At 72.4% G+C, this 22658-nt stretch carries 20 protein-coding genes; 17 read left to right on the plus strand and 3 right to left on the minus strand.

The genetic code is table 11. The annotated features are described in order from the left end of the window. Positions 1-123 precede the first annotated feature (123 nt). Entirely contained in the window at positions 124-2745 is a 2622-nt protein-coding gene (gene clpB / locus ACWCPF_RS15375) for an ATP-dependent chaperone ClpB (protein WP_451045516.1), read from the plus strand. A 93-nt stretch (positions 2746-2838) separates the two neighbouring features. On the opposite strand, the gene ACWCPF_RS15380 is transcribed toward clpB, so the two are convergent. Continuing rightward, positions 2839-3051 (minus strand): hypothetical protein, encoded by a 213-nt coding sequence (locus tag ACWCPF_RS15380; RefSeq protein ID WP_451045517.1) that lies wholly within the window; start codon positions 3049-3051, stop codon positions 2839-2841. Between the two features lie 142 nt (positions 3052-3193). Here ACWCPF_RS15380 and ACWCPF_RS15385 point away from each other — a divergent pair, with 142 nt between their 5' ends. Next, entirely contained in the window at positions 3194-3742 is a 549-nt protein-coding gene (locus tag ACWCPF_RS15385; RefSeq protein WP_451045518.1) for a YbjN domain-containing protein, read from the plus strand. A 268-nt stretch (positions 3743-4010) separates the two neighbouring features. Continuing rightward, the gene (locus ACWCPF_RS15390) at positions 4011-5075 is read left to right on the plus strand and encodes an alkene reductase (RefSeq protein ID WP_451045519.1); all 1065 of its coding nucleotides are present in this window, start codon (positions 4011-4013) and stop codon (positions 5073-5075) included. A 126-nt stretch (positions 5076-5201) separates the two neighbouring features. Here ACWCPF_RS15390 and ACWCPF_RS15395 read toward each other — a convergent pair whose 3' ends face one another. Further along, positions 5202-6116 carry an aromatic prenyltransferase gene (locus ACWCPF_RS15395; RefSeq protein WP_451045520.1) on the minus strand — a complete coding sequence of 305 codons (915 nt, stop codon included), beginning with the start codon at positions 6114-6116 and terminating at the stop codon, positions 5202-5204. Between the two features lie 184 nt (positions 6117-6300). Next, positions 6301-7497, minus strand: a complete 1197-nt coding sequence (locus tag ACWCPF_RS15400) for a pyridoxal phosphate-dependent aminotransferase (protein WP_451045521.1) — start codon at positions 7495-7497, stop codon at positions 6301-6303. Between the two features lie 141 nt (positions 7498-7638). Here ACWCPF_RS15400 and ACWCPF_RS15405 point away from each other — a divergent pair, with 141 nt between their 5' ends. The 14 genes from ACWCPF_RS15405 (at position 7639) to ACWCPF_RS15470 (ending at position 22648) form a co-directional block, all read left to right on the plus strand. After that, on the plus strand, positions 7639-7911 hold the full coding sequence (locus tag ACWCPF_RS15405) for a hypothetical protein (protein ID WP_451045522.1): 273 nt from the start codon (positions 7639-7641) through the stop codon (positions 7909-7911). 470 nt (positions 7912-8381) lie between these two features. Next, positions 8382-8912, plus strand: a complete 531-nt coding sequence (locus ACWCPF_RS15410; RefSeq protein ID WP_451045523.1) for a DUF2617 family protein — start codon at positions 8382-8384, stop codon at positions 8910-8912. Between the two features lie 62 nt (positions 8913-8974). After that, positions 8975-10621 carry a polyamine aminopropyltransferase gene (locus ACWCPF_RS15415; RefSeq protein WP_451045524.1) on the plus strand — a complete coding sequence of 549 codons (1647 nt, stop codon included), beginning with the start codon at positions 8975-8977 and terminating at the stop codon, positions 10619-10621. Positions 10622-10804: 183 nt separating this feature from the next. Then, positions 10805-11569, plus strand: a complete 765-nt coding sequence (locus ACWCPF_RS15420) for an SRPBCC domain-containing protein (RefSeq protein ID WP_451045525.1) — start codon at positions 10805-10807, stop codon at positions 11567-11569. A gap of 196 nt (positions 11570-11765) precedes the next feature. Next, positions 11766-12563, plus strand: a complete 798-nt coding sequence (locus ACWCPF_RS15425) for an aldose epimerase family protein (RefSeq protein ID WP_451045526.1) — start codon at positions 11766-11768, stop codon at positions 12561-12563. Positions 12564-12573: 10 nt separating this feature from the next. Further along, positions 12574-13128: an orotate phosphoribosyltransferase gene (gene pyrE, locus ACWCPF_RS15430; protein ID WP_451045527.1), complete on the plus strand. Its 555-nt coding sequence runs from the start codon at positions 12574-12576 to the stop codon at positions 13126-13128. 150 nt (positions 13129-13278) lie between these two features. Further along, a complete protein-coding gene (fbaA, locus tag ACWCPF_RS15435; protein ID WP_451045528.1) occupies positions 13279-14310 on the plus strand; it encodes a class II fructose-bisphosphate aldolase in 1032 nt (343 codons plus the stop codon). 104 nt (positions 14311-14414) lie between these two features. Continuing rightward, positions 14415-15881 (plus strand): MFS transporter, encoded by a 1467-nt coding sequence (locus ACWCPF_RS15440; RefSeq protein WP_451045529.1) that lies wholly within the window; start codon positions 14415-14417, stop codon positions 15879-15881. Between the two features lie 134 nt (positions 15882-16015). Beyond that, the gene (locus ACWCPF_RS15445; RefSeq protein ID WP_351910245.1) at positions 16016-16429 is read left to right on the plus strand and encodes a DUF3151 domain-containing protein; all 414 of its coding nucleotides are present in this window, start codon (positions 16016-16018) and stop codon (positions 16427-16429) included. A gap of 161 nt (positions 16430-16590) precedes the next feature. Continuing rightward, complete coding sequence (locus tag ACWCPF_RS15450) at positions 16591-17436, plus strand: tryptophan 2,3-dioxygenase family protein (RefSeq protein ID WP_451045530.1); 846 nt, start codon at positions 16591-16593, stop codon at positions 17434-17436. Further along, positions 17429-18646, plus strand: a complete 1218-nt coding sequence (gene kynU / locus ACWCPF_RS15455) for a kynureninase (protein ID WP_451045531.1) — start codon at positions 17429-17431, stop codon at positions 18644-18646. The genes ACWCPF_RS15450 and kynU overlap by 8 nt, the downstream gene beginning before the upstream one ends. A gap of 371 nt (positions 18647-19017) precedes the next feature. Continuing rightward, positions 19018-19926 (plus strand): alpha/beta hydrolase, encoded by a 909-nt coding sequence (locus ACWCPF_RS15460; protein WP_451045532.1) that lies wholly within the window; start codon positions 19018-19020, stop codon positions 19924-19926. Between the two features lie 438 nt (positions 19927-20364). Continuing rightward, on the plus strand, positions 20365-21417 hold the full coding sequence (locus tag ACWCPF_RS15465) for an alpha/beta hydrolase (RefSeq protein WP_451045718.1): 1053 nt from the start codon (positions 20365-20367) through the stop codon (positions 21415-21417). After that, entirely contained in the window at positions 21410-22648 is a 1239-nt protein-coding gene (locus tag ACWCPF_RS15470; protein WP_451045533.1) for an acyltransferase family protein, read from the plus strand. Before ACWCPF_RS15465 ends, ACWCPF_RS15470 begins: the two co-directional genes overlap by 8 nt. The last annotated feature ends 10 nt before the right edge of the window (positions 22649-22658 follow it).

A 22658-nucleotide genomic window follows, 5' to 3' on the forward strand; every position in this document is an offset into this window, starting at 1 on the left:
GAACCTTGAGCGGAATAGACTCAACTTTGTGTACGCTGACTGAGTCAGTACTGAAGCAGTGCAGTGCAGTGCTGAGGCAGTGCAGTACGGGAGAGCGCTGACGCAAGGAGGAGAACAGCGAACGTGGACGCCGAGCTGACCAACCGGAGCCGGGACGCGATCAACGCGGCCAGCAGCAGAGCCGTGTCCCAGGGACACGCCGACCTCACCCCTGCCCATCTGCTGCTCGCGCTGCTCCAGGGGCAGGACAACGAGAACATCGTCGACCTTCTGGCCGCCGTGGACGCCGACCAGGCCGCCGTGCGCGCCGGAGCCGAGAAGGCGCTCGGCGCGCTGCCCAGCGTGACCGGGTCCACCGTCGCGCCCCCGCAGCCCAACCGCGAGCTGCTGGCCGTCGTCGCCGACGCCCAGAACCGGGCCCGCGAGCTGGGCGACGAGTACCTGTCGACCGAGCACCTGCTGCTCGGCATCGCCGCCAAGGGCGGAGCGGCCGGCGAGGTGCTCGCCCAGCAGGGCGCGAGCGCCAAGCGGCTCCAGGAGGCCTTCCAGAAGGCCCGCGGCACGCGCCGGGTGACCAGCGCCGACCCCGAGGGGCAGTACAAGGCCCTGGAGAAGTTCGGCACCGACTTCACCGCCGCCGCGCGCGAGGGCAAGCTCGACCCGGTCATCGGGCGGGACCAGGAGATCCGGCGGGTCGTCCAGGTCCTCTCCCGCCGCACGAAGAACAACCCCGTCCTCATCGGCGAGCCCGGCGTCGGCAAGACCGCCGTCGTCGAGGGGCTCGCGCAGCGGATCGTCAAGGGCGATGTGCCGGAGTCCCTCAAGGACAAGCGGCTGGTCTCGCTCGACCTCGGCGCGATGGTGGCCGGCGCGAAGTACCGGGGCGAGTTCGAGGAGCGCCTGAAGACCGTCCTGGCCGAGATCAAGAACTCCGACGGCCAGATCATCACCTTCATCGACGAACTGCACACGGTCGTCGGCGCGGGCGCCGGCGGCGACTCCGCGATGGACGCCGGCAACATGCTCAAGCCGATGCTCGCGCGCGGCGAGCTGCGCATGGTCGGCGCGACCACGCTCGACGAGTACCGCGAGCGGATCGAGAAGGACCCGGCGCTGGAGCGCCGCTTCCAGCAGGTGCTGGTGGCCGAGCCGAGCGTCGAGGACTCCATCGCGATCCTGCGCGGCCTCAAGGGCCGCTACGAGGCCCACCACAAGGTGCAGATCGCGGATGCGGCCCTGGTGGCCGCCGCGACCCTCTCCGACCGGTACATCACCTCCCGCTTCCTGCCCGACAAGGCCATCGACCTCGTCGACGAGGCGGCCTCCCGCCTCCGTATGGAGATCGACTCCTCCCCGGTCGAGATCGACGAGCTCCAGCGGTCCGTGGACCGGCTCAAGATGGAGGAGCTGGCCCTCGGCAGGGAGACCGACGCCGCCTCCCGTGAGCGCCTGGACAAGCTGCGCCGCGACCTCGCCGACAAGGAGGAGGAGCTGCGCGGCCTCAACGCCCGCTGGGAGAAGGAGAAGCAGTCCCTCAACCGGGTCGGCGAGCTCAAGGAGAAGCTCGACGAACTGCGCGGCCAGGCCGAGCGCGCCCAGCGCGACGGCGACTTCGACACCGCCAGCAAGCTGCTCTACGGCGAGATCCCGGCCGTGGAACGCGACCTGGAAGAGGCCTCGGAGGCCGAGGAGGCGTTGACATCTTCCGCCTCCGGCGGGGGCGCCAGGGACACCATGGTCAAGGAGGAGGTCGGCTCGGACGACATCGCCGACGTCGTCGCCTCCTGGACCGGCATCCCGGCCGGCCGCCTCCTGGAGGGCGAGACGCAGAAGCTGCTGCGCATGGAGGACGAGCTGGGCCGCCGGCTGATCGGCCAGAGCGAAGCCGTCCAGGCCGTCTCCGACGCCGTCCGCCGCGCCCGCGCGGGCATCTCCGACCCCGACCGCCCCACCGGCTCCTTCCTCTTCCTCGGCCCGACGGGCGTGGGCAAGACCGAGCTGGCCAAGGCCCTCGCCGACTTCCTCTTCGACGACGAGCGGGCCATGATCCGCATCGACATGTCGGAGTACGGCGAGAAGCACAGCGTCGCCCGCCTGGTCGGCGCGCCGCCCGGCTACGTCGGCTACGAGGAGGGCGGCCAGCTCACCGAGGCGGTCCGCAGGCGCCCGTACTCCGTGGTCCTGCTCGACGAGGTGGAGAAGGCGCACCCGGAGGTCTTCGACGTCCTGCTCCAGGTCCTGGACGACGGCCGGCTCACCGACGGCCAGGGCCGCACGGTCGACTTCCGCAACGTGATCCTGGTGCTGACCTCCAACCTGGGCAGCCAGTACCTGGTCGACCCGGTGCCCACCGAGGCGCAGAAGAAGCAGCAGGTGCTGGAGGTGGTGAGGGCCTCCTTCAAGCCGGAATTCCTCAACCGGCTCGACGACCTGGTCGTCTTCTCGGCGCTCAACAAAGAGGAGCTCGGCCGGATCGCCCGCCTCCAGATCGACCGGCTCGCCAAGCGGCTCGCCGAACGCCGCCTCACCCTGGAGGTCAGCGACGCGGCCCTGGCCTGGCTCGCCGACGAGGGCAACGACCCGGCGTACGGCGCCCGACCGCTGCGCCGCCTGGTCCAGACGGCCATCGGCGACCGGCTGGCCAAGGAGATCCTGGCGGGCGAGGTGAAGGACGGCGACACGGTCCGCGTGGACGCCTTCGGCGAGGGCCTGATCGTGGGCCCGGCGACCGGCAAGACGCCGTAGCGGTCGCGGCAGCCGCGCCGGCGCCCCGCCGCGGCCACGGCCGTCCCGCGCCGCCCGCCCGCCCGACCGTGCCGTGAACGCCGAGACCCGCGCCTACGCGGTCTCGGCGTTCACGTAGGGGTTCCGGCCGGCCCCGTGCTCGGAGGTGCCGGAGGAGGAGTCCTCGGTCAGCACCCAGACGGCGATCAGCACCAGCAGACCGACCACCAGCAGCACGGGCAGCGCCAGGATCGCCGCCAGCACCCCCCACCGCGTCCCGCCCCGCGGCGCCGGCTGCTCTTCCACCCTGGTTCGTTCGCTCGTCATACGATTCCCCTCCGCCGGCAACCGTCGCTGCCCCCTACAGGCCGGATCATGTCAGCTCACGGCTGACAGGTCCCGGCCGGGCTTGCCACCCCCCTCCCCGCATGGGGGAGGATGGCGGGATCCGTACGAAGGGAAAAACACGGTGAGCATCGACCCGTCCTCGATTCCGAACTTCGGGGGCCAGCCCGAGCCGCAGCCCCAGGGTGGACCGGCGGGCCCCGTCGTCCCGGATCAGGATCTCGTGAAGCAGCTCCTCGACCAGATGGAGCTGAAGTACGTCGTCGACGACGAGGGTGACCTCGCGGCGCCGTGGGAGGAGTTCCGTACGTACTTCATGTTCCGCGGCGAGGGGGACCAGTCGGTCTACTCGGTGCGGACGTTCTACGACCGGCCCCACCAGATCGACGACAAGGCGCAGCTCCTCGAGTCGATCGACGACTGGAACCGGCGCACCCTGTGGCCCAAGGTCTACACCCACACCCACGACGACGGCACCGTCCGCCTCATCGGCGAGGCGCAGCTGCTGGTCGGCGCCGGCGTCAACATCGAGCTGTTCGTCTCCTCGACGGTGAGCTGGGTGCGGGCGGCCATCGAGTTCGACAAGTGGCTGGTGGAGCAGCTGGGCCTGGAGAAGGACGTCGACGACGCCGAGGCGAAGTCCGACGAGCAGCCGGAGGACGGCGACGAGTAGGTCGCACGACCCGGCCCGAGTGCCGAACGGCGGGCGCCCGTCCACACCCTGTGGACGGGCGCCCGCTCACGTTTGCCCCGCGGTCGCCCGGTGCGCCTTGCCGCGGCGGCGGTGAGCACGGTGGGTGGGAGGAGTTGGGGAGCTGTTTGCGCTCAACTTAGTTGAGCCGTAAACTACTTGAGGACAAGGCCCTCGCCAACCCGTGCGAGGGTCGCCCCACGCCGTCCCCCGGATCACCACCTGTCCGGGTGCCAGGAGAGGAACAGTCGTGACTCACGCATTCGAATCCGTCACCGTCGGCGCCACCACCGCGGCGAACCGTGTGTTCATGGCCCCGATGACGCGTAACCGCGCGAGTCTGGACGGGCTGGCCACCGATGTCATGGTCACGTACTACACGCAGCGCAGCGGCGCCGGACTGATCGTCACGGAGGGCATCCAGCCGAGCGTGGTCGGACAGGGCTACATCGCCACGCCCGGTCTGCACAACGCGGAACAGGTCGCCTCGTGGCGGCCCGTCACCGATGCCGTCCACGCGGCCGGCAGCACGATCTTCGCGCAGATCATGCACGCGGGCCGGATCGGCCACACCCTCCTGACCGGGCACTCGCCGGCGGCCCCCTCCGCGGTCAAGGCGCCCGGTGTCACGTACACCGCGGACGGCCCCACGGAGAACGGCGTCCCGCACGAGCTCACCGAGGAAGAGATCCTCCAGACGATCGAGGACCACGTCACCGCCTCCCGCAACGCCATCGAGGCCGGCTTCGACGGTGTGGAGATCCACGGCGCCAACGGCTACCTCCTCCAGCAGTTCCTGTCCGACAACGTCAACCTGCGTGACGACCGCTGGGGCGGCAGCGTCGAGAACCGTGTCCGCTTCCCCGTCGAGGTCGTCAAGGCCGTCGCCGCGGCCATCGGCGCGGACCGGGTCGGCCTGCGCATCTCGCCCGGCAGCACCGACCAGGACATCGTCGAGAACGACCCCGCCGAGCTGTACGCCGCGCTGCTGGACGCCCTGTCGGACCTGCCGCTCGCCTACGTCCACATGCGGGAGACCCGGGATCGCGACCTGACGCGCAAGGTGCGCGCCGCCTGGTCGGGGCCGTTCGTCCTCAACCCCCTGTACGACGTGGACGCGCCGCACAAGGCCCTGGCCGAGGTCTTCGAGGAAGGCATCGCGGACGCCGTGGCCTTCGCCCGCCCGTACCTGGCCAACCCGGACCTCGTCGCCCGCCTCAAGACCGAGGGCCCGTACAACACGGCCGACCCCAACACCTTCTACGGGGGCGACGCGACCGGCTACACCGACTACCCGTCGGTCACCTCCGCCTGACCTCCGCACCCGGTACGGCCACGGCCGGCCCGTCGACCCGCCCCGTCTCCGGGGCGGCTCGGTGGGCCGGCCGTTCCGTTTCCCGTCGGTCTGTTTCTCGTCAGCCCTTCGGAGCGGGTCGCCCCGTCACCGGTTCCAGTGGCCGAAGACCCGGGTCGCCGCGTCCCCGGTGTAGTCGGCCTCCATCTTCATGTAGCCCCCGGTGGGACCGTAGGTGGTGTTGAAGATCATCCCTCGCTGCGCCGCCTGGAACGGCGCCTCGGTGGCGAACCGGGCGGCGAGCGGGTGCCAGTGGCACGGGAAGTTCTCCCCGGTCGAGGGAACGGTGAAGCAGAGCCTGCGGGCCGCGGGGGAGTCCCAGTCGAAGGTGTAATAGGTGTTGATGTTTTCGGTGTCGCGCCCGAGCTCCTCGTCGCTGGGCAGCGGGGATTCCATGTCGCGGATCATCTCGGCGACTTCGTCCCGCGAGAAGTAGCCCGGAGTGAGCATCTCCGAGTACAGGTTCATCGTGTTGTTCCGGAAATCCATTCCCAGGATGGCGAATTTATTGATCCTGGCCCTGGTGAACCGCTCACGATGATTGCGTACGGAGGCGGGTATGTTCTCGAGAGCGGCGATGGCGTCGAACTCCAGCGGCTGCTCGAAGAACGCCCAGACTTTCTGCATGCCGAGCCCGACGGACGCGTCCAGCCCCCACCACAACGGGATTTTCTCGGTGACCTCGTCCAGCAGCTTGTTCAGCGGGTGCGTGCTGTCGGGGAGCAGCCCGTGCTCGCGCGCGATCGCGACGGGGTCGTGAGGCATGTCGGGCGTCATATAACGGAAGTTGACGCTGCGCCTGGAGGCGTCGTGTGTCGTCGTGCGGACCGTGATGGTTCCCGTGGCGAACTGTTCGGCGAAGACGTCGACCAGCTGTTCCACCGCCCGGTCATTGAAATCGACTTCGGCTATATCCGCATACCTTTTGAGGTCTGCGCGAAATTGAACGAGATCGGTGCCAGTTTCAATGGACATGCGCAATTTCCGTCCGTTTTCGATCATGCAAGATGATCTACGCAATGTAACTATCCCCGCGATCGGGAGCGCAAGAGCGTGTGCCACTGATCACACGGTGTGTTCCGTGCGATCAACGGTTGGTCTCAGTGTGATCGGGCGCTCTCCGGCCGGCCAGGGATGCGGCGGGACGGCAGGCGTCAGGGCGTCACGGCGTCACGGCGTCACGGAGTCAGGACGTCAGGCGCTTCAGGCGGCTGCTGGCCTCGGCGAGAATGTCGTTCCGCTTGCAGAACGCGAACCGCACGAACGGCGCGCCCTCCTCGCGGTGGTCGTAGAAGACGGCGTTGGGGATGGCGACCACGCCCGCCCGCTCGGGCAGCGAGCGGCAGAACGCGAAGCCGTCGCTCTCGCCGAGGGGGCGGATGTCGGTGGTGATGAAGTAGGTGCCGGCCGGCCGGAAGACCGCGAAGCCGGCCTCGGCGAGCCCCGTGGCCAGCAGGTCGCGCTTGGCCAGCATGTCCGCCCGGAAGGCGTCGAAGTAGCTGTCCGGCAGGGCCAGGGCCTCGGCGACCGCGTACTGGAACGGGCCGGACGACACATACGTCAGGAACTGCTTCGCCGACCGCACCGCCGTGACCAGACCGGGCGCCGCCGTGACCCAGCCGACCTTCCAGCCGGTGAACGAGAACGTCTTGCCGGCCGAGCCGATCGTGACCGTGCGCTCCCGCATGCCCGGCAGCGTCGCCAGCGGCAGATGCTCGGCCTCGTCGAAGACCAGGTGCTCGTACACCTCGTCCGCGACGACCAGCAGGTCCCGCTCGACGGCCAGCTCGGCGATCGCCGTCAGCTCCGCCCGGGTCAGGACCGTCCCGGTCGGGTTGTGCGGGGTGTTGATCAGCAGCAGCCGGGTGCGGTCGGTGACCGCGTCGCGCAGCTCGTCCAGGTCGAGGCGGAACCGGGCCTGCCCGGGGTCCGGGCGCAGGGTGACCGGCACGCGCGTGGCGCCCGCCATCGCGATGCAGGCCGCGTAGGAGTCGTAGTAGGGCTCCAGGGCGACGACCTCGTCGCCGGGCTCCAGCAGGGCCAGCAGGGTGGCCGCGATGGCCTCCGTGGCGCCCGCGGTGACCAGCACCTCCGTGTCGGGGTCGAACGTGAGGCCGTAGCGGCGCTGCTGGTGGCCGGCGATCGCCGTGCGCAGCTCGGGCACGCCCGGGCCCGGCGGGTACTGGTTGCCGCGGCCGTCGCGCAGCGCCCGCACGGCCGCCTCGCGGATCTCCTCGGGGCCGTCCGTGTCGGGGAAGCCCTGACCCAGGTTGATCGAGCCGGTCGCCAGCGCGAGGGCGGACATCTCGGCGAAGATCGTCGTCCCGAACTCGGCGAGACGGCGGTTGAGGAAGGGGCGTGCGGTGGAGGTCATGCCCGCCATCCTGCGCCGAAGCTCTGGACTTCCTCAACTCTGCTTTGGCAGGCGAGACGGGCGGGCATCCCCCGTTCACGTGGGCGCCGACGCACCACGCGAGGCGCCCACGGGGGGCCGCTTCGGGGGACACGGAAGGAGGGTGACGCCATGGTCTTCGGCATCATCCTGGCAGTGATCGCAATCCTGTTCGTGGCGACCTTGGTCACGAACGCCCGCAGGCACAGCGCCCAGCGCTCCTACCGCGGCGGCCGCTCGCGCAGCGGGGGCAGCACCAGCAGCGGGGCCGCCGGTGCGGGTGCGACCGGCAGCGACGGCGGCAGCTGGTGGTCCGGCGGGGGAGGCGGCGACTCCGGCGGAGGCCACTCCTGCGGCGGTGGGTCGTCCTGCGGCGGAGGCGGCGGATGCGGCGGAGGCAGCTGACACGGGGCAGCTGAGCTCCCGCGGGGGGAGCCGCATCCGGACCGCGGGGCCCGACCGACCACGGGCTCCGCGGTCGCACCACGCGCGGGGCGTCCAAGCACGGGGGTATGCGGCATCTATGCACGCGGTACACGGGCATCCATGTACGCGGTTACGGGCGTCCATGCACGCGGTATATGCGTGTGGCGGGCGCGAAGGGGGCTTGCCGGCCCGCCCGGCGCACGCCGCGGTTGAACAGTTGAGCTGGGGAGCCCCCCGAGGGATGGAAACCCCACGAAGTTGGGTAAAAACGCTGTGGCGGCACCACAGTTCATGATTCCCTCTAAAACATCAACGCAGCCCCTCGGACCCCTTCGGACGTCCCGAGCGGACGACCTTCCCAGACCGGGCTGACCGGGGCCGTTTCCCCGGTGCCGACCGGGGTGCGCCGTACCTACCCTCTTTTCTTTGCGTCTCCGCGGAGCCGACCCATGCTCACGACCCTGAACACCTCCTACACCGATACGCGCGCGGCCGATCTCGCCTGGGCACTGGGGCGCGAACCGCTGCCTGCCCTCGCCACACTCGACCTCGAACTGAACGGTGCCAACCTGCAGTTGAGACTGCTCGGCGCATCGCACCAGGTGCTGCTGGAGGAGGAGCAGGGCTGTTGTTCGGAGACGGTGGCCTGCATCCCCGGCAGCAGCACCCCGCTCCCGCTCGGCGTCGCCAAGCGGGTCGGCGACTGGGAGTACGAGTTCGCGGCCCGCGTCGAGGTGCTCTCGCCGGGCCAGTTCGCGGGCCGCGCCCAGGAACTCCTGGCCCTCGTCTCCGAGCATCCGCACGGCCTCGCCGGCGTGTTCCCCGGCAGCCCGCACGCCTTCACCGCCCTGCTCGCCCACCACCACGAGGGCCAGGTGCACTGGCGCACCTGGCACGCGTATCCGCAGGACGGCCAGTTGGTGGCGACCAGAACCCGGGTCGGCGTACGCGCGCGAACCGGCGCGGAGTCAAGGGTTTGACGCCCAGGTTCCACACGTGTGGGTGACGAAGCGTGCGACGGCCGTGACGTAACGTCGCAGTCGTGATCGAACCGCACGCGCCAGCCCCGCCCGGTGTCCGGCCGGACGGGGAGCCGCCCTGGCGCGGGCCCGCGCCGCTGCCCGTCCGGCCGGACACCGGGCGGTTCCTGGTCCTCGCCTGCGTGTTCGTCTGCGCGGCCTGCGGTCTCGTCTACGAACTGGAACTCGTCGCCCTCGCCTCCTACTTGATGGGCGACTCCGTCACCCAGGCCTCCGTCGTGCTGTCCGTCATGGTCTTCGCGATGGGCATCGGCTCCCTCGCCGCCAAACGGCTGCGCCGGTTCGCCGCGGCCGGCTTCGGCGCCCTGGAGGCGACCCTCGCCCTGGTCGGCGGCTGCAGTGCCATGGCGCTGTACGCGATGTTCGCCTGGACGGGCGACTGGGGCGGCCTGTGGGCGGGCGGCTCCCGCCTCCTGCTCGTCGCGTTCTCGCTCGCCATCGGCCTGCTCATCGGCGCCGAGGTCCCCCTCCTGATGGAGCTCATCCAGCGCGTCCGCCGCCAGGACGCGGGCGGCGCGGTGGCCGACCTCTTCGCCGCGGACTACGTCGGCGCACTCGTGGGCGGCCTCGCCTTCCCCTTCCTGCTGCTGCCGTTCCTGGGCCAGCTCACCAGCTCCCTGCTGACCGGCGCGGTCAACGTGGTGGCCGGGGCCGCCCTGGTGCTCGGCCTGTTCCGCCGCGACCTCACCTGCCGGGCCCGCTGCCTGCTGCTCGTCGCCAACCTCGCCGTCCTCGGCGTCCTCGCCTCCGCCGCCGTCCTCGTCGACGACTTCGAGCGGGCGGCGCGCCAGGCGGTGTACGGCGACCACGTGCGGGTGGCGGTGCGGACCGGCGTGCAGGAGATCGTCCTCACCGGCGGCGACGGCCGCCCCCTCGACCTCTACCTGGACGGCCGGCTGCGCGTCGGCGGCCGCGACGAACGGCGCTACCACGAGGCCCTCGTCCACCCCGCGATGAACGGCCCGCACGCGCGCGTGCTGATCCTCGGCGGCGGCGACGGCCTGGCCGCCCGCGAGGTCCTCACCCACACCGGCGTGCGCCGCGTCGACCTCGTCGAACTCGACCCCGGCCTGGTCCGGCTGGCCCGCACCGACCCGGCGCTGTCCCGCCTGAACGAGCACGCCTACGGCGACCGCAGCGTCCACGTCGCCACGGACGACGCCTTCCACTGGCTGCGCGGGGCGCGGCCGGCGTCGTACGACGTGGTCGTCGCGGATCTGCCGGACCCCGGCATCACGGCGAGCACGAAGCTCTACTCCGAGGAGTTCTACGGCCTCGCCCGGCGTGCCCTCGCCCCCGGCGGCCGCCTGGTCGTGCACGCCGGCCCGGTCGCGACCCGGCCGCGCGTGTTCTGGACGGTCGAGGCGACGCTGCGCGCGGCGGGCCTGCACACCGCCCCCTACCGGGTGGACGGCCGCGAGACCGGCTTCACCGCGGGCCCCGACCGCACCGCCGACGCCGCCCGGGCGCCCCGCGACTGGGGCTTCGTCCTGGCCACCGCCGGCCCCCGCCCCGTCCTCAGCCTCGACCGGCATGAACATCCGCTGCACACGCTGACCCAGGCGGCCCTGACGGCGGACGCCCGAGCGGTGGAGCAGACCCGGGTGACCGGAGTCCGCCCCTCCACCCTGATCCATCCCCGCTACTGACGCGCGGAGCGCTCCGCTGAAGTGCCGCGCTGTGCCGTCGTTCGGCTGCGGCGCCATGGTGGCCGGTCGCGCCCGCGCGGCGGAGCCGCATATGTCAGCGCCCCGCGCCCCTTCAGGGCGCTGCCACCCGAATCCCGGTTTCGGCAGGTGCTTTCCCGTACTCGCTGGGTAGGCTCCGCACTCATGGAGCAAGAGGTGTTCGTTCCGGTTCCGGCCGAGCGGCTGAGGGCGGCCCTCGCCGACCCCGCGCAGGTGGCCCGGGCGGTCCCCGGGCTCCAGCAGGACGTCGGCACCGAGCCCGTCGCCGGGCGGCTGAAGGTGCGGATCGGCGGCCACACCATCACCTACCGGGGCGCGGTACGCGTCTCACCGCGCGAGGACGGCACGTACGCGGTGACCGGCGACGCGACCGAGGCCCGCGGCAGCGGCTCGGTGAAACTGGCCCTCACCCTGCGGCTGCGCGAGACCGACGCCGGCACGACCCTCACCTTCGAGGGGACCGCCACGGCGGACGGCCGGGTCGCGGAGCTCCCCCCGGAGGCGGTCGGCCCGGCGATCGCCCGACTCCTGAACCGCGTCGCGGACAACCTGGCGACGGCGGCGGCGGAGGACCCCGAGGAGCCGGAGGACCCCGAGGAGGACACGGTCGATGACATCGACGTCCCCGACGAGGTCGCCGTCCCCGACGAGGTCGCCGTCCCCGAGACCGTCTTCGAGGACCTCACCGGCCCCTCGGAGCCGCCCGCCGAAGCCGCGCACGCGCGCCGCACGATGATCGGGCGCAGCGCCGAGGAGGTGGACCACGCCCCGCCGCGCGGACGCTACGCGCCGGTCCCCGCCCCGCAGACCGTCGCCCCCAACAGCGCACTGCGCTGGGCCGCCCCGGCGGCCGCGCTGGTCGTGGCGTCGGCGATCGTCGTGGGCAGGGCACTGCGCCGACGGGGCTGAACAGGCCGGGCGAAGTCGGTTGCGGTTCGGCAGCGCCCTGAAGGGGCGCGGGGCGCTGACATTTGCGGCTCCGCCGCGCGGGCGCGACCAGCCACGACGGCGCCGCAGCGGAACGACGGCACCTCGCGGCAACTCCAGCGGAGCGCTTAGCGCAGGCGTCGCAGCCTTGTGGTGATCGTCCCAGTAGGGTCGTCCCGTGAGTGACGAAGACATCACGCTGACCGCGGGTGACGCGGAGGCGACCGTGCAGCCGGGCAACGGCGGCCGGGTGGGTGGGCTGCGCGTCGGCGGCCTCGAACTGCTGCGCCAAGGCCCGCGGTTCGGCTGTTTCCCGATGGTCCCCTGGTGCGGGCGGATCCGCGACGGCCGGTTCCGGGACGGCGGGGCCGTCCACCAGATGCCGCTCAACGCCGCGCCGAACGCCATCCACGGCACCGCCCGCGACGGCGCCTGGAAGGTCGCGCGGCGCTCGGCGGACGGCGTCGTGCTGACGTACGACCTGGTGGAGCCCTGGCCCTACGCCGGCCGCGTCACCCAGGAGATCGCGCTGACCGAGGACGCCCTGACGATCCACATGGCCGTCGAGGCCTGGGACTCGTCCTTCCCGGCGCAGCTCGGCTGGCACCCCTGGTTCAACCGCAACCTCGGCGGCGCCGACGGCCAGGACGTGCGGGTCGCCTTCGACCCCGCCTGGCAGGAGGAGCGCGGCGACGACCATCTGCCGACCGGCAACCGCATCGAGCCGAAGCCCGGCCCCTGGGACGACTGCTTCGGCATGCCCGGCGGCGTCGACGTCACCCTCACCTGGCCCGGACAGCTCGCGCTGAAGGTGACCAGCCCCGAGGAGTGGGTCGTCGTCTACGACGAGCAGGAGGCGGCCGTGTGCGTGGAGCCGCAGACCGGTCCGCCGGACGGTCTGAACACCCTCCCGCGCCTGGTCACGATGCTGGAGCCGCTGGAGGCCACCACGACCTGGTCCTGGACCCGCCTCTAAGCTGAGGGGCATGACGGACGTGGATGTACGCGGCGCGCTGCTGCAGCAGATCAAGGACAAGGCCGTGGTGCACGGCAAGGTGACCCTGTCGTCGGGCCTGGAGGCGGACTACTACGTCGACCTCCGCCGCGTCACCCTCGACGGGGAGGCCGCTCCGCTGGTCGGTCAGGTGCTGCTCGACCTGACCGACGGCCTGGAGTTCGACGCCGTCGGCGGGCTGACCATGGGCGCCGACCCGGTCGCCGCGAGCATGCTGCACGCGGCCGCCGCGCGCGGACGCCGGCTGGACGCCTTCGTCGTGCGCAAGGCGGCGAAGGCGCACGGACTGCAGCGCCGGGTCGAGGGTCCCGAGATCGCCGGCCGGCGCGTGCTGGTCGTCGAGGACACCTCCACCACCGGCGGCTCGCCGCTGGCCGCCGTCGAGGCCGTGCGCGAGGCGGGCGCCGAGGTGGTGGCCGTGGCGACCATCGTGGACCGGGCCACCGGCGCCGACCGGAAGATCCGCGAGGGCGCGGGGGTGCCCTACCTGTTCGCCTTCTCGAAGGACGAACTCGGACTGGACTGACCGGCCGCTTCGATCCGGACATGGGCGGCTTGTGGAGCAACCGCGCATGTCTGGAAAGATGGGGACGACGACGACGTCGAACGCCAAGGTCTAGGTCAGGGCCGTAGCACGCGCCAGATCGCCAACCCGCAGATACCAAGGAGCGGACAGATGCCCATCGCAACCCCCGAGGTCTACAACGAGATGCTCGACCGGGCGAAGGCAGGCAAGTTCGCCTACCCGGCCATCAACGTCACCTCGACCCAGACCCTGCACGCTGCTCTGCGCGGGTTCGCGGAGGCGGAGAGCGACGGCATCATCCAGATGTCCACGGGTGGCGCCGAGTTCCTGGGCGGCCAGTACAGCAAGGACATGGTGACGGGCTCCGTGGCCCTCGCCGAGTTCGCGCACATCGTCGCCGAGAAGTACCCGGTGACCGTCGCCCTGCACACCGACCACTGCCCGAAGGACAAGCTCGACGGGTACGTACGCCCGCTGCTCGCCGTCTCCGAGGAGCGTGTGAAGGCCGGCCGCAACCCGCTGTTCCAGTCGCACATGTGGGACGGCTCCGCCGAGACCCTCGCCGACAACCTCGCCATCGCGCAGGAACTGCTCGCCCGCGCGGCCGCCGCGAAGATCATCCTCGAGGTGGAGATCACCCCGACCGGCGGCGAGGAGGACGGCGTCTCGCACGAGATCAACGACTCCCTCTACACGACGGTCGACGACGCGATCCGCACGGTCGAGGCGCTCGGCCTCGGTGAGAAGGGCCGCTACCTGCTGGCCGCGTCCTTCGGCAACGTCCACGGCGTCTACAAGCCGGGCAACGTCGTCCTGCGCCCCGACCTGCTCAAGGAGCTCAACGAGGGCATCGCCGCCAAGTACGGCAAGCCGGCCGGCTCGCAGCCCTTCGACTTCGTCTTCCACGGCGGCTCCGGCTCCACGGCCGAGGAGATCGCGACCGCGCTGGACAACGGCGTCGTCAAGATGAACCTCGACACGGACACGCAGTACGCCTTCACGCGTCCCGTCGCCGACCACATGTTCCGCAACTACGACGGCGTCCTGAAGGTCGACGGCGAGGTCGGCTCCAAGAAGGTCTACGACCCGCGGACCTGGGGCAAGCTGGCCGAGGCGGGCATGGCCGCGCGCGTCGTCGAGGCCACGCAGCACCTCCGCTCGGCGGGCCAGAAGATCAAGTAACCCGCTGGTCGTGCCGTAGTCGCGGCATGGTCCTGTCGTAGTCGCTGTTCCGTGAGCCCGGCGTCCGTCTGTCGACGGCGCCGGGCTCGCTGTATACCTGGGACATGGCGGACATCCGGATGGACTCGGCCCAGGGCAGATGGATCCTGGTCACCACCGTGCTCGGCTCCAGCATGGTTCTCCTCGACTCGACCGTGGTCAACGTCGCGCTGCCGCGCATCGGCCGTGACCTGGACGCGGACCTGGCCGTGCTCCAGTGGACGGTCAACGCGTACATGCTGACGCTGGCCGGGCTGATCCTGCTGGGCGGCTCCCTCGGCGACCGCTACGGGCGCCGCAGGATCTTCGTGATCGGCGTGGTGTGGTTCGCCTCCGCCTCCCTGCTGTGCGGGCTCGCGCCGAACGCCGGGGTGCTGATCGCGGCCCGCGCCCTGCAAGGCATCGGCGGCGCGCTGCTGACCCCCGGCTCGCTGGCGCTGATCCAGGCCTCCTTCCACCCCGACGACCGGTCGCGGGCCGTCGGCCTGTGGTCGGGTTTCGGCGGCATCGGAGCGGCGGTCGGCCCCTTCCTCGGCGGCTGGCTGGTGGACGGGCCGGGCTGGCGGTGGGTGTTCCTGCTGAACGTGCCGCTGGCCGTGGTGTGCGTGCCGGTGGCGCTGCGGCACGTCCCCGAGTCGCGGGACAAGCTGACGCACGGCCGCTTCGACGTCCTGGGCGCGGCGCTGGGCGCGCTGGCGCTCGCGCTCGTCACCTACGCGCTGATCGAGGCCCCCGGAGGGTCGGCCCTGGTGGCGCCGACGGCCGTCGCGGGGGTCGCGTCGGGGGTGGCCTTCGTGCTGGTGGAGCGGCGGCGGCCGGACCCCATGATGCCGCCGGACATCTTCGCCTCCCGCCAGTTCACGTCCGTCAACCTGGTCACGCTGTGCGTGTACGCGGCCCTCGGCGGGTTCTTCTTCCTCGCCGCGCTCCAGCTCCAGGTGGTGTCCGGCTGGTCGGCGCTGGCCGCCGGCACGGCGCTGCTGCCGACGACCGTGCTGATGCTGCTGCTGTCGGCCCGCTCGGGCGCGCTGGCCGAGCAGATCGGCCCGCGCATCCCGCTCACCGTCGGACCGCTGCTGTGCGCCGTCGGCATGCTGCTGATGCTGCGGGTCGGGCCCGACGCCTCCTACCTCGCCGACGTGCTGCCCGCCGTGCTGGTCCTCGGCTTCGGCCTGGTCACCCTGGTCGCCCCGCTGACCGCGACCGTCCTGGCCTCGGTGGACGTCGGCCGGGCCGGGCTGGCCAGCGGGATCAACAACGCGGCGGCGCGGGTCGCCGGACTGGTCGCGGTGGCCGCGCTGCCGCTCCTCACCGGCATGGGCCCGGAGGCCTACCGCTCGGCGACCGCCTTCGACGACGCGTTCCGCCAGGCGATGGGCTGGTGCGCCGGACTGCTGGTCGCCGGGGCGGCGGTGGCCTTCGCGACGGTCCGCCGTCCGGCGCCGGACTGCACCCACCCGGAGTGCCTGCGGCACGGCAGCGTGCTGTCACCCCCACTGGAGGGTGAACAGGCCCACAAGCGGCTCGGTTAGCGCGGGCGTCCGGGCGGCTGGTGGGGTGGTGGTTGCCGGGCTGGTGGTGGTCGGGGCTGTGGGGTGGACGGGTTCGCGAGGGGCTTGGTCGGCGTGCGTGGAACGGTGGGCGGGCGGTGGAGCAGACTGGACCCATGTCCATTCACGAAAACCTCCTCGGGGGCCCGCCCCCGACCCACCTCCCCGACGACCCGGAGCCGCGCGAGCTCCTGGCGAGCGGCACCGCGCCCGCCGACGTCGCCGCCAAGTACCCGACGTCCTCCCTGGCCTGGGCCCAGCTCGCCGACGACGCGTTCGAGCGGGGCAGCGTGGTGGAGTCGTACGCCTACGCCCGTACGGGCTACCACCGCGGCCTGGACAGCCTGCGCCGGGGCGGCTGGAAGGGCCACGGCCCGGTGCCCTGGGAGCACGAGCCCAACCGCGGCTTCCTGCGCGCCCTGCACGGCCTGGCCCGCGCCGCGCAGGCGATCGGCGAGCAGGCGGAGTACGAGCGCTGCACGCAGTTCCTCAAGGACTCCTCGCCCACCGCCGCCCAGACCCTGGGCTGACCCCCTAGGGGTGGTGCGGATGGCCCGTCCGGTCCTGGTGCGACCGGACGGGCCTTGCGTTTTCGGTGTCCGATTGCGCAGGATGCCGGTGGGGACCGGGGCCCCCGTGTCGGTAACGGCAGGGGCGGACCGCTACCCGGAGTACATAACAGGAGACAGCGATGTCCCAGCAGGCTCAGCCTCACGAGGCTTCGGAGCCCGAGACTCCGCATCTCGACTTCGCCGGCACGACGCCGTACGAGGACTACGTCAGGGCGGACGTCCTCACCCACCTCCAGCACACCCTCTCCGACGACCCCGGAGAGATGGTCTTCCTGGTCACGACCCAGGTCATGGAGCTGTGGTTCACCGTCATCGTGCACGAGTGGGAGACCGCCGCGCAGGCTCTGCGCGAGGACCGGGTCCCGGTGGCGATCGACGCGCTGAAGCGCTCCGTCCGCGAGCTGGAGGCGCTCAACGCCTCCTGGAAGCCGCTCGGGCAGCTGACCCCGGGCCAGTTCAACTCCTACCGCTCCGCGCTCGGCGAGGGCTCCGGCTTCCAGTCGGCGATGTACCGGCGCATGGAGTTCCTGCTCGGCGAGAAGTCCGCGTCCATGCTCGTCCCGCACCGCGGCGCGCCCCGCGTCCACGCGGAGCTGGAGAAGGCGCTGCACGAGCCGAGCCTGTACGACGAGGTGCTGGGCCTGCTGGCCCGCCGCGGCCACCCGATCCCCGCCGCCGTCCTGGACCGGGACGTCGCACAGCGCTACGAGCCCTCGACGGACGTCGAGTCGGTGTGGACGGCCGTCTACTCGGCGGACGAGTCCGACGACGTCGCCCGCCTCGGCGAGGCGCTGACGGACGTCGCCGAACTGGTCTGGCGATGGCGCAACGACCACCTCGTGGCCACCCGCCGAGCGATGGGCGCCAAGGCGGGCACCGGCGGCTCGGCCGGCGTGGCCTGGCTGGAGAAGCGCGCGCAGAAAAACGTCTTCCCCGAGCTGTGGACGGCGAGGTCCCATGTCTGACCCGGCCTTCAAGGCGACCACGGCCAAGGAGCTGGACGCCGCCGACGAACTCGCCGGCCTGCGCGCCCGGTTCGTGCTCGACGACGGCGTCTACCTCGACGGCAACTCGCTGGGCGCGCTGCCCGCCGCCGTCCCCGACCGGGTCGCGGACGTCGTCCGCCGCCAGTGGGGCGAGCTGCGCATCCGCTCCTGGGACGAGAGCGGCTGGTGGACCGCCCCCGAGCGGATCGGCGACCGCATCGCCCCGCTGGTGGGCGCGGCGGCCGGCCAGATCGTGGTCGGCGACTCGACGAGCGTCAACGTCTTCAAGGCCCTCGTGGGCGCGGTCCGGATCGCGGAGAACGGCGCCGGCGGCAGCGGCAGCGGCACCCGGAACGAGATCCTCGTCGACGCGACGACCTTCCCCACCGACGGCTACATCGCCGAGTCCGCGGCCCGGCTGACCGGCCGCACACTGCGCCCGGTGACGCCCGGCGAGGTGCCGGCCGCGCTGTCGGAACGGACGGCCGCCGTGCTGCTCAACCACGTCGACTACCGCACCGGGCGGCTGCACGACCTGCCGTCGCTCACCGCCGCCGTGCACGCGGCGGGCGCGGTCGCCGTCTGGGACCTGTGCCACAGCGCGGGCGCGCTGCCGGTGGCCCTCGACGAGCACGGCGTCGACCTCGCGGTCGGCTGCACCTACAAGTACCTCAACGGCGGCCCGGGTTCACCCGCGTATCTCTATGTGCGCAAGGGCCTCCAGGACCGCTTCGACTCCCCGCTGCCCGGCTGGAACTCGCACGCCGAGCCCTTCGGCATGCGGGCGGCGTACGAGCCGGCGCGGGGCGCGCTGCGTGGGCGGGTCGGCACCCCGGACATCCTGTCGATGCTCGCCCTGGAGGCGGCGCTCGAGGTCTGGGACGGCGTCCCGATCGAGGCGGTCCGGGCGAAGTCGTTGGCCCTTACGGACTTCTTCCTGGAGTGCGTGGCCGCGTACGTCCCCGAGGGGCGGGTCGAGTCGCTGACTCCGGTGCGTCACGAGGAGCGCGGCAGCCAGGTCGCGCTGCGCTGTGCGGACGCGGGTGACGTCATGAAGCGGCTGATCGAGCGCGGGATCGTCGGTGACTTCCGCCACCCGGACGTCCTGCGCTTCGGCTTCACCCCGCTGTACGTCGGCTTCACGGACGTGGAACGGGCGGCCCGGGCACTGGCGGAGGTGCTGGCGTAGGCGCCGGCGGAGGGCTGTCGGAGGGCTGTCGGAGGGCTGCCGGAGGGGCTGGCGTAGGCGTAAACGCTGGTGCGGGGCTGGTGCCGGGCCTGGTGCGGGGCTGCCGCTGGGCTGGTGCGGGGCCCGGTGCGGGACTGTCGTCGGTGGGTGCACGACTGTTGTCGGCTGGGCGCAGGACTGCTCGCCGGCCGGGCACAGTGAGGTGCGGGGCTGCCGGGTTCGCCCGGTAGTTCACCCGGCAGAACCGTTTTGCCCCTCACCGAGCGTGATATCCGCGTGTCCGCGCACGTCACGGGCCTGATACCGTCCCGGCCAACGGCCGAATTCTCTCCTGGTCCGCCAAATCCGTTTCGCCGCTGAGAGGTTGGAGCATGCCGGACGACGTTGTCGCAGCCCGGGCCGTCGCCGAGGAGGAGTCGGCCTTCGGGCATCCCCCCGTCGACCCCGACGTCACCGCGGCCTACGGAGACCACCCCGACCAGGTGATCGACTTCTACCTTCCCCGAGTGGAGGTGGGCCCGGGCGGTCCCGTCCCGCTCGTGGTCGTGCTGCACGGCGGGGCCTGGCGGGCGCCCTACGACCGGCGGCACGTCACGCCGTTCGCGGAGTACCTGGCGGGGCGCGGGTTCGCCGTGGCCAACGTGGAGTACCGGCGCGGCGCCGAGAGCCCGGCCCCGGCTCCGGCTCCGGCTCCGGCTCCGGAGGGGACATCCCCGATCGCGGGGCGCTGGCCCGACACCTTCGACGACGTCGCCGCGGCCCTCGACGCGCTTCCCGCCCTTGTCCGGGAGGCCGTGCCGAGCGCCGACGCGCGCCGCATGGTGCTCGTGGGCCACTCGGCCGGCGGCCACCTGGCCCTGTGGGCGGCGGCCCGGCATGTGCTGCCCGCCGACGCCCCCTGGCGCACCGGCGGTCCCGTCCCGCTGCGGGGCGTCGTCGCACTCGCCCCGATCGCCGACTTCGCGGTCGCCGAGAAGCTGGACGTGTGCGGCGGTGCCTCCCGTCAACTCCTGGGCGGCGAGGCGCAGTTCGACGAGCGACGGCCGTACGCCGACCCCGCGCTGCTGCTGCCGACCGGCATCGCGACGACGCTGGTCCAGGGCCGCAGCGACCTGGTCGTCCCGCAGGCGGTCGCCGAGGCGTACGCGGACGCGGCGGCGAAGGCGGGCGAGGTCGTGGGCCTGACCCTCCTGGAGGACGTCGGCCACTTCCCCCTGATCGACCCGGCGGCGGACGCCTGCGCGGTGGTGGCGGAGGAGATCGCACAGCTGGCTTGGTGAGGTCGGTGGGTGGGTGGCCCCCTGGGTTGGGGTGGTGGGGCCGGTCGGTGAGTTGCCCCCTGGCTGCGTGGTGAGGTCGGTCACTGGGTAGCCCCCTGCTGGGGGCCCGTGCCTCCCGTAGGTGTGCGGACCTGTCGTACCCGTAGTACCTGAGAGCTACGTCGCAGAAGAGCTCCCCGGTGGGACGCGAACGACGAGCGCCGATCCGTAACTTCCCAACCTGTGACGCCCGATGGCCGGGCGAACGGGCGGGGGAGCGGCGGGATGGCGGAGCTTCGTTTTCGCGGGCGGGGGCCTGGCAAAGGGGCAACACCCCGGGCACGGCGCTTTCGCGGGCGGTGGGGCGGCGAAGGGGCAACACCCAGGGCACGGCGCTTTCGAGAGCGGTGGAGCGGCGAAGGGGCAACGCCCCGGGCACGGCGCTGGGTCCGCGCCCTGCTGGCCGTCCTCATCACGGCCGCAGTCGTCGTCCCTCTCACGGCCGCCGCGGCCAGTCCGCAGATCCCGGCCCCGGCTCCGGCCGCCCTCTCCCCGGTGACGGCGGCGACGCTCAACGAGGCGTACGCCGCCAACCGGGCCAACGCCGCACTGGCCTCCCGGATGGCCGCCGCGCACGGCGACCGCCACCGCGCCGCCGCCGACGCGGGGTTCGCGTCCCCGTCCCGCACCCTGCTCGCCTTCGACGGGCGTGGCCAGGGGCGCGCGACCGAGGTGTTCGGGGACCTCGCCCACGCCGACCGCGTCGCGATCCTGATACCGGGCTCCGACACCTCACTGGACACCTACGCCCGCTTCAGAGCGGGAGCGGCCGCGCTGTACGCGCGACTTGAGGGGGAGTCGGGCGCACCCGGAGAATCCGCTATCGGCCCGGTGCCGGGCACGGGCGGGGAGTTGGGTACGGGCCAGGGGCCGGGTGCGGGCCGGGAGCCGAGTACGGGCCATGGTGCGGGCCGGGAGGCGGGTGCGGGTGCGCGCACGGCCGTCGTCGCGTGGCTCGGCTACACCACACCGGCCACGGTCAGCACGACGGTGATCACGCCGGCCCGCGCCGACGAAGCGGCCCCCGAGCTGCGGGAGTTCGTCCGCGGGCTGCGCACCCTCACCGGCCCGGACACCCGTGTCGCTCTCCTCTGCCACTCGTACGGCACGGTCGTGTGCGGCCGCGCGGCCCCCGGCCTGGACGTGTCCGACCTCGTGCTGCTCGGCAGCCCCGGCACGGGCGTGGACACGGCGGCAGACCTGCGCACCCGCGCGCGGGTCTGGGCGGCCCGGGGCGCCGACGACTGGGTGGCGGACGTCCCGCACGTCAGCGCGGATCTGTTCGGCACGACGGTCGGCCTCGGCGCCGACCCGATGTCCCCGTCGTTCGGCGCCCACGTCTTCGCGGCGGGCGACGGCGGCCACAGCGACTACTTCCGGCCGGGCTCGGCCGCGCTGGCCAACATCGCCCGGATCGTCCTCGGCGAGACCTCGGAGGTCACCGATGCGTGAGACACCTCAGGTACGCCGACTGCCCGGGCCGCGGCGGGCGGCGGCCGGTGTGGCTGCTCGCATCGACGCCGCGACGCCCCCGCAGCGCGACCGCGCCGTCGACGCCCTGCGCGCGTTCGCGATCCTCGGCGTGGTGCTGGGCCACTGGCTGGTGACCGCCCTGGTCGCCGACGGCGGCACCTTGCGCGCCGCGAGCCCGCTCGGTCCGCTGCCGTGGCTGGCGCCGGTCTCCTGGGTGTTCCAGACGCTCGCCGTGTTCTTCATGGTGGGCGGCCATGTGGCGACCCGGAGCCTCGCGTCGACCCGCGCGCGGGGCGGCACCTACCCGACCTGGCTACGGGCCCGCCTGGCCCGGTTGTTCAAGCCGGTCGTGGCCGTCCTCGCGGTGTGGACGGCGGCCGCGCTGGGCCTGCTGCTCGGCGGCGTCTCCTTCGTCACCCTGCACACCGTGGTCAAGCTGGCGTTGTCCCCGCTGTGGTTCCTGCTGGTCTTCGCCGCGTTGACGGCGGCGACCCCGCTGCTGGCCCGGCTCAACCCGCTGTGGCCACTCGCCGTCGTCCTCCACGTGGACGTGCTGCGCTTCGGTCTGGACGGCCCGGACGGGCTCGGCTGGGTGAACCTGGCGGCGGGCTGGCTGGTGCCGTACACCCTGGGCGCGGCCTGGACCCGCGGCGAGCTGGAGCGCCCCCGCGCGGGCTGGACGCTGCTGGTCGGCGGTGCGACGGCGACGGCCCTGCTGGTCGGCTTCGCCGGCTACCCGGCGTCGATGGTGGGCGTGCCAGGCGCGGCGGTGTCCAATCTGAACCCGCCGACCCTGGCCGCCGTCACCTTCGGAATCGCCCAGTGCGGACTGGCCCTGCTGCTGCGCGACCGACTGCGCCGGACCATGACCCGTCCTGTGGTCTGGGCGGGAGTGGCGCTGGTCAACCTTTCCGCGATGACCGTGTTCCTCTGGCATCAGACGGCGATGATGGCGACCACCGCGACCGGCCTCCCGGTCGGCCGCCTCCCCGGCCTGCACACCGTCCCCGACGGGCTGGACTGGGTGGCGGCCAGACTGCTCTGGCTGCCGGTCTTCGCGCTGGCGCTGGGGGTGTGCTGGGCGGCGTTCCACTCCTACGAGCGGGGGCGCGGACGAGGGTCACGCCGCGCCGACGGCCGGGGCACCCGGGTGATCCGCGTCCACCACCGTTCCGGCCGGCCGGAGACGAAGGCGGCCCGCAGTGCCTAGGGTTGAGCCC

This window comes from Streptomyces sp. NPDC001858, assembly GCF_053594615.1.

Excerpts from the sequence above, each read along its gene's own strand:
- ACWCPF_RS15405 (WP_451045522.1), top strand. The coding sequence starts at position 7,639 with ATGGTCTTCGGCATCATCCTGGCAGTGATCGCAATCCTGTTCGTGGCG.
- ACWCPF_RS15460 (WP_451045532.1), top strand. The coding sequence starts at position 19,018 with ATGCCGGACGACGTTGTCGCAGCCCGGGCCGTCGCCGAGGAGGAGTCG.
- ACWCPF_RS15450 (WP_451045530.1), top strand. The coding sequence starts at position 16,591 with ATGTCCCAGCAGGCTCAGCCTCACGAGGCTTCGGAGCCCGAGACTCCG.
- ACWCPF_RS15395 (WP_451045520.1), bottom strand. The coding sequence starts at position 6,116 with ATGATCGAAAACGGACGGAAATTGCGCATGTCCATTGAAACTGGCACC.
- ACWCPF_RS15400 (WP_451045521.1), bottom strand. The coding sequence starts at position 7,497 with ATGGCGGGCATGACCTCCACCGCACGCCCCTTCCTCAACCGCCGTCTC.
- ACWCPF_RS15470 (WP_451045533.1), top strand. The coding sequence starts at position 21,410 with ATGCGTGAGACACCTCAGGTACGCCGACTGCCCGGGCCGCGGCGGGCG.
- ACWCPF_RS15440 (WP_451045529.1), top strand. The coding sequence starts at position 14,415 with ATGGCGGACATCCGGATGGACTCGGCCCAGGGCAGATGGATCCTGGTC.
- ACWCPF_RS15420 (WP_451045525.1), top strand. The coding sequence starts at position 10,805 with ATGGAGCAAGAGGTGTTCGTTCCGGTTCCGGCCGAGCGGCTGAGGGCG.
- fbaA (WP_451045528.1), top strand. The coding sequence starts at position 13,279 with ATGCCCATCGCAACCCCCGAGGTCTACAACGAGATGCTCGACCGGGCG.
- ACWCPF_RS15410 (WP_451045523.1), top strand. The coding sequence starts at position 8,382 with ATGCTCACGACCCTGAACACCTCCTACACCGATACGCGCGCGGCCGAT.
- kynU (WP_451045531.1), top strand. The coding sequence starts at position 17,429 with ATGTCTGACCCGGCCTTCAAGGCGACCACGGCCAAGGAGCTGGACGCC.
- ACWCPF_RS15380 (WP_451045517.1), bottom strand. The coding sequence starts at position 3,051 with ATGACGAGCGAACGAACCAGGGTGGAAGAGCAGCCGGCGCCGCGGGGC.
- pyrE (WP_451045527.1), top strand. The coding sequence starts at position 12,574 with ATGACGGACGTGGATGTACGCGGCGCGCTGCTGCAGCAGATCAAGGAC.
- ACWCPF_RS15445 (WP_351910245.1), top strand. The coding sequence starts at position 16,016 with ATGTCCATTCACGAAAACCTCCTCGGGGGCCCGCCCCCGACCCACCTC.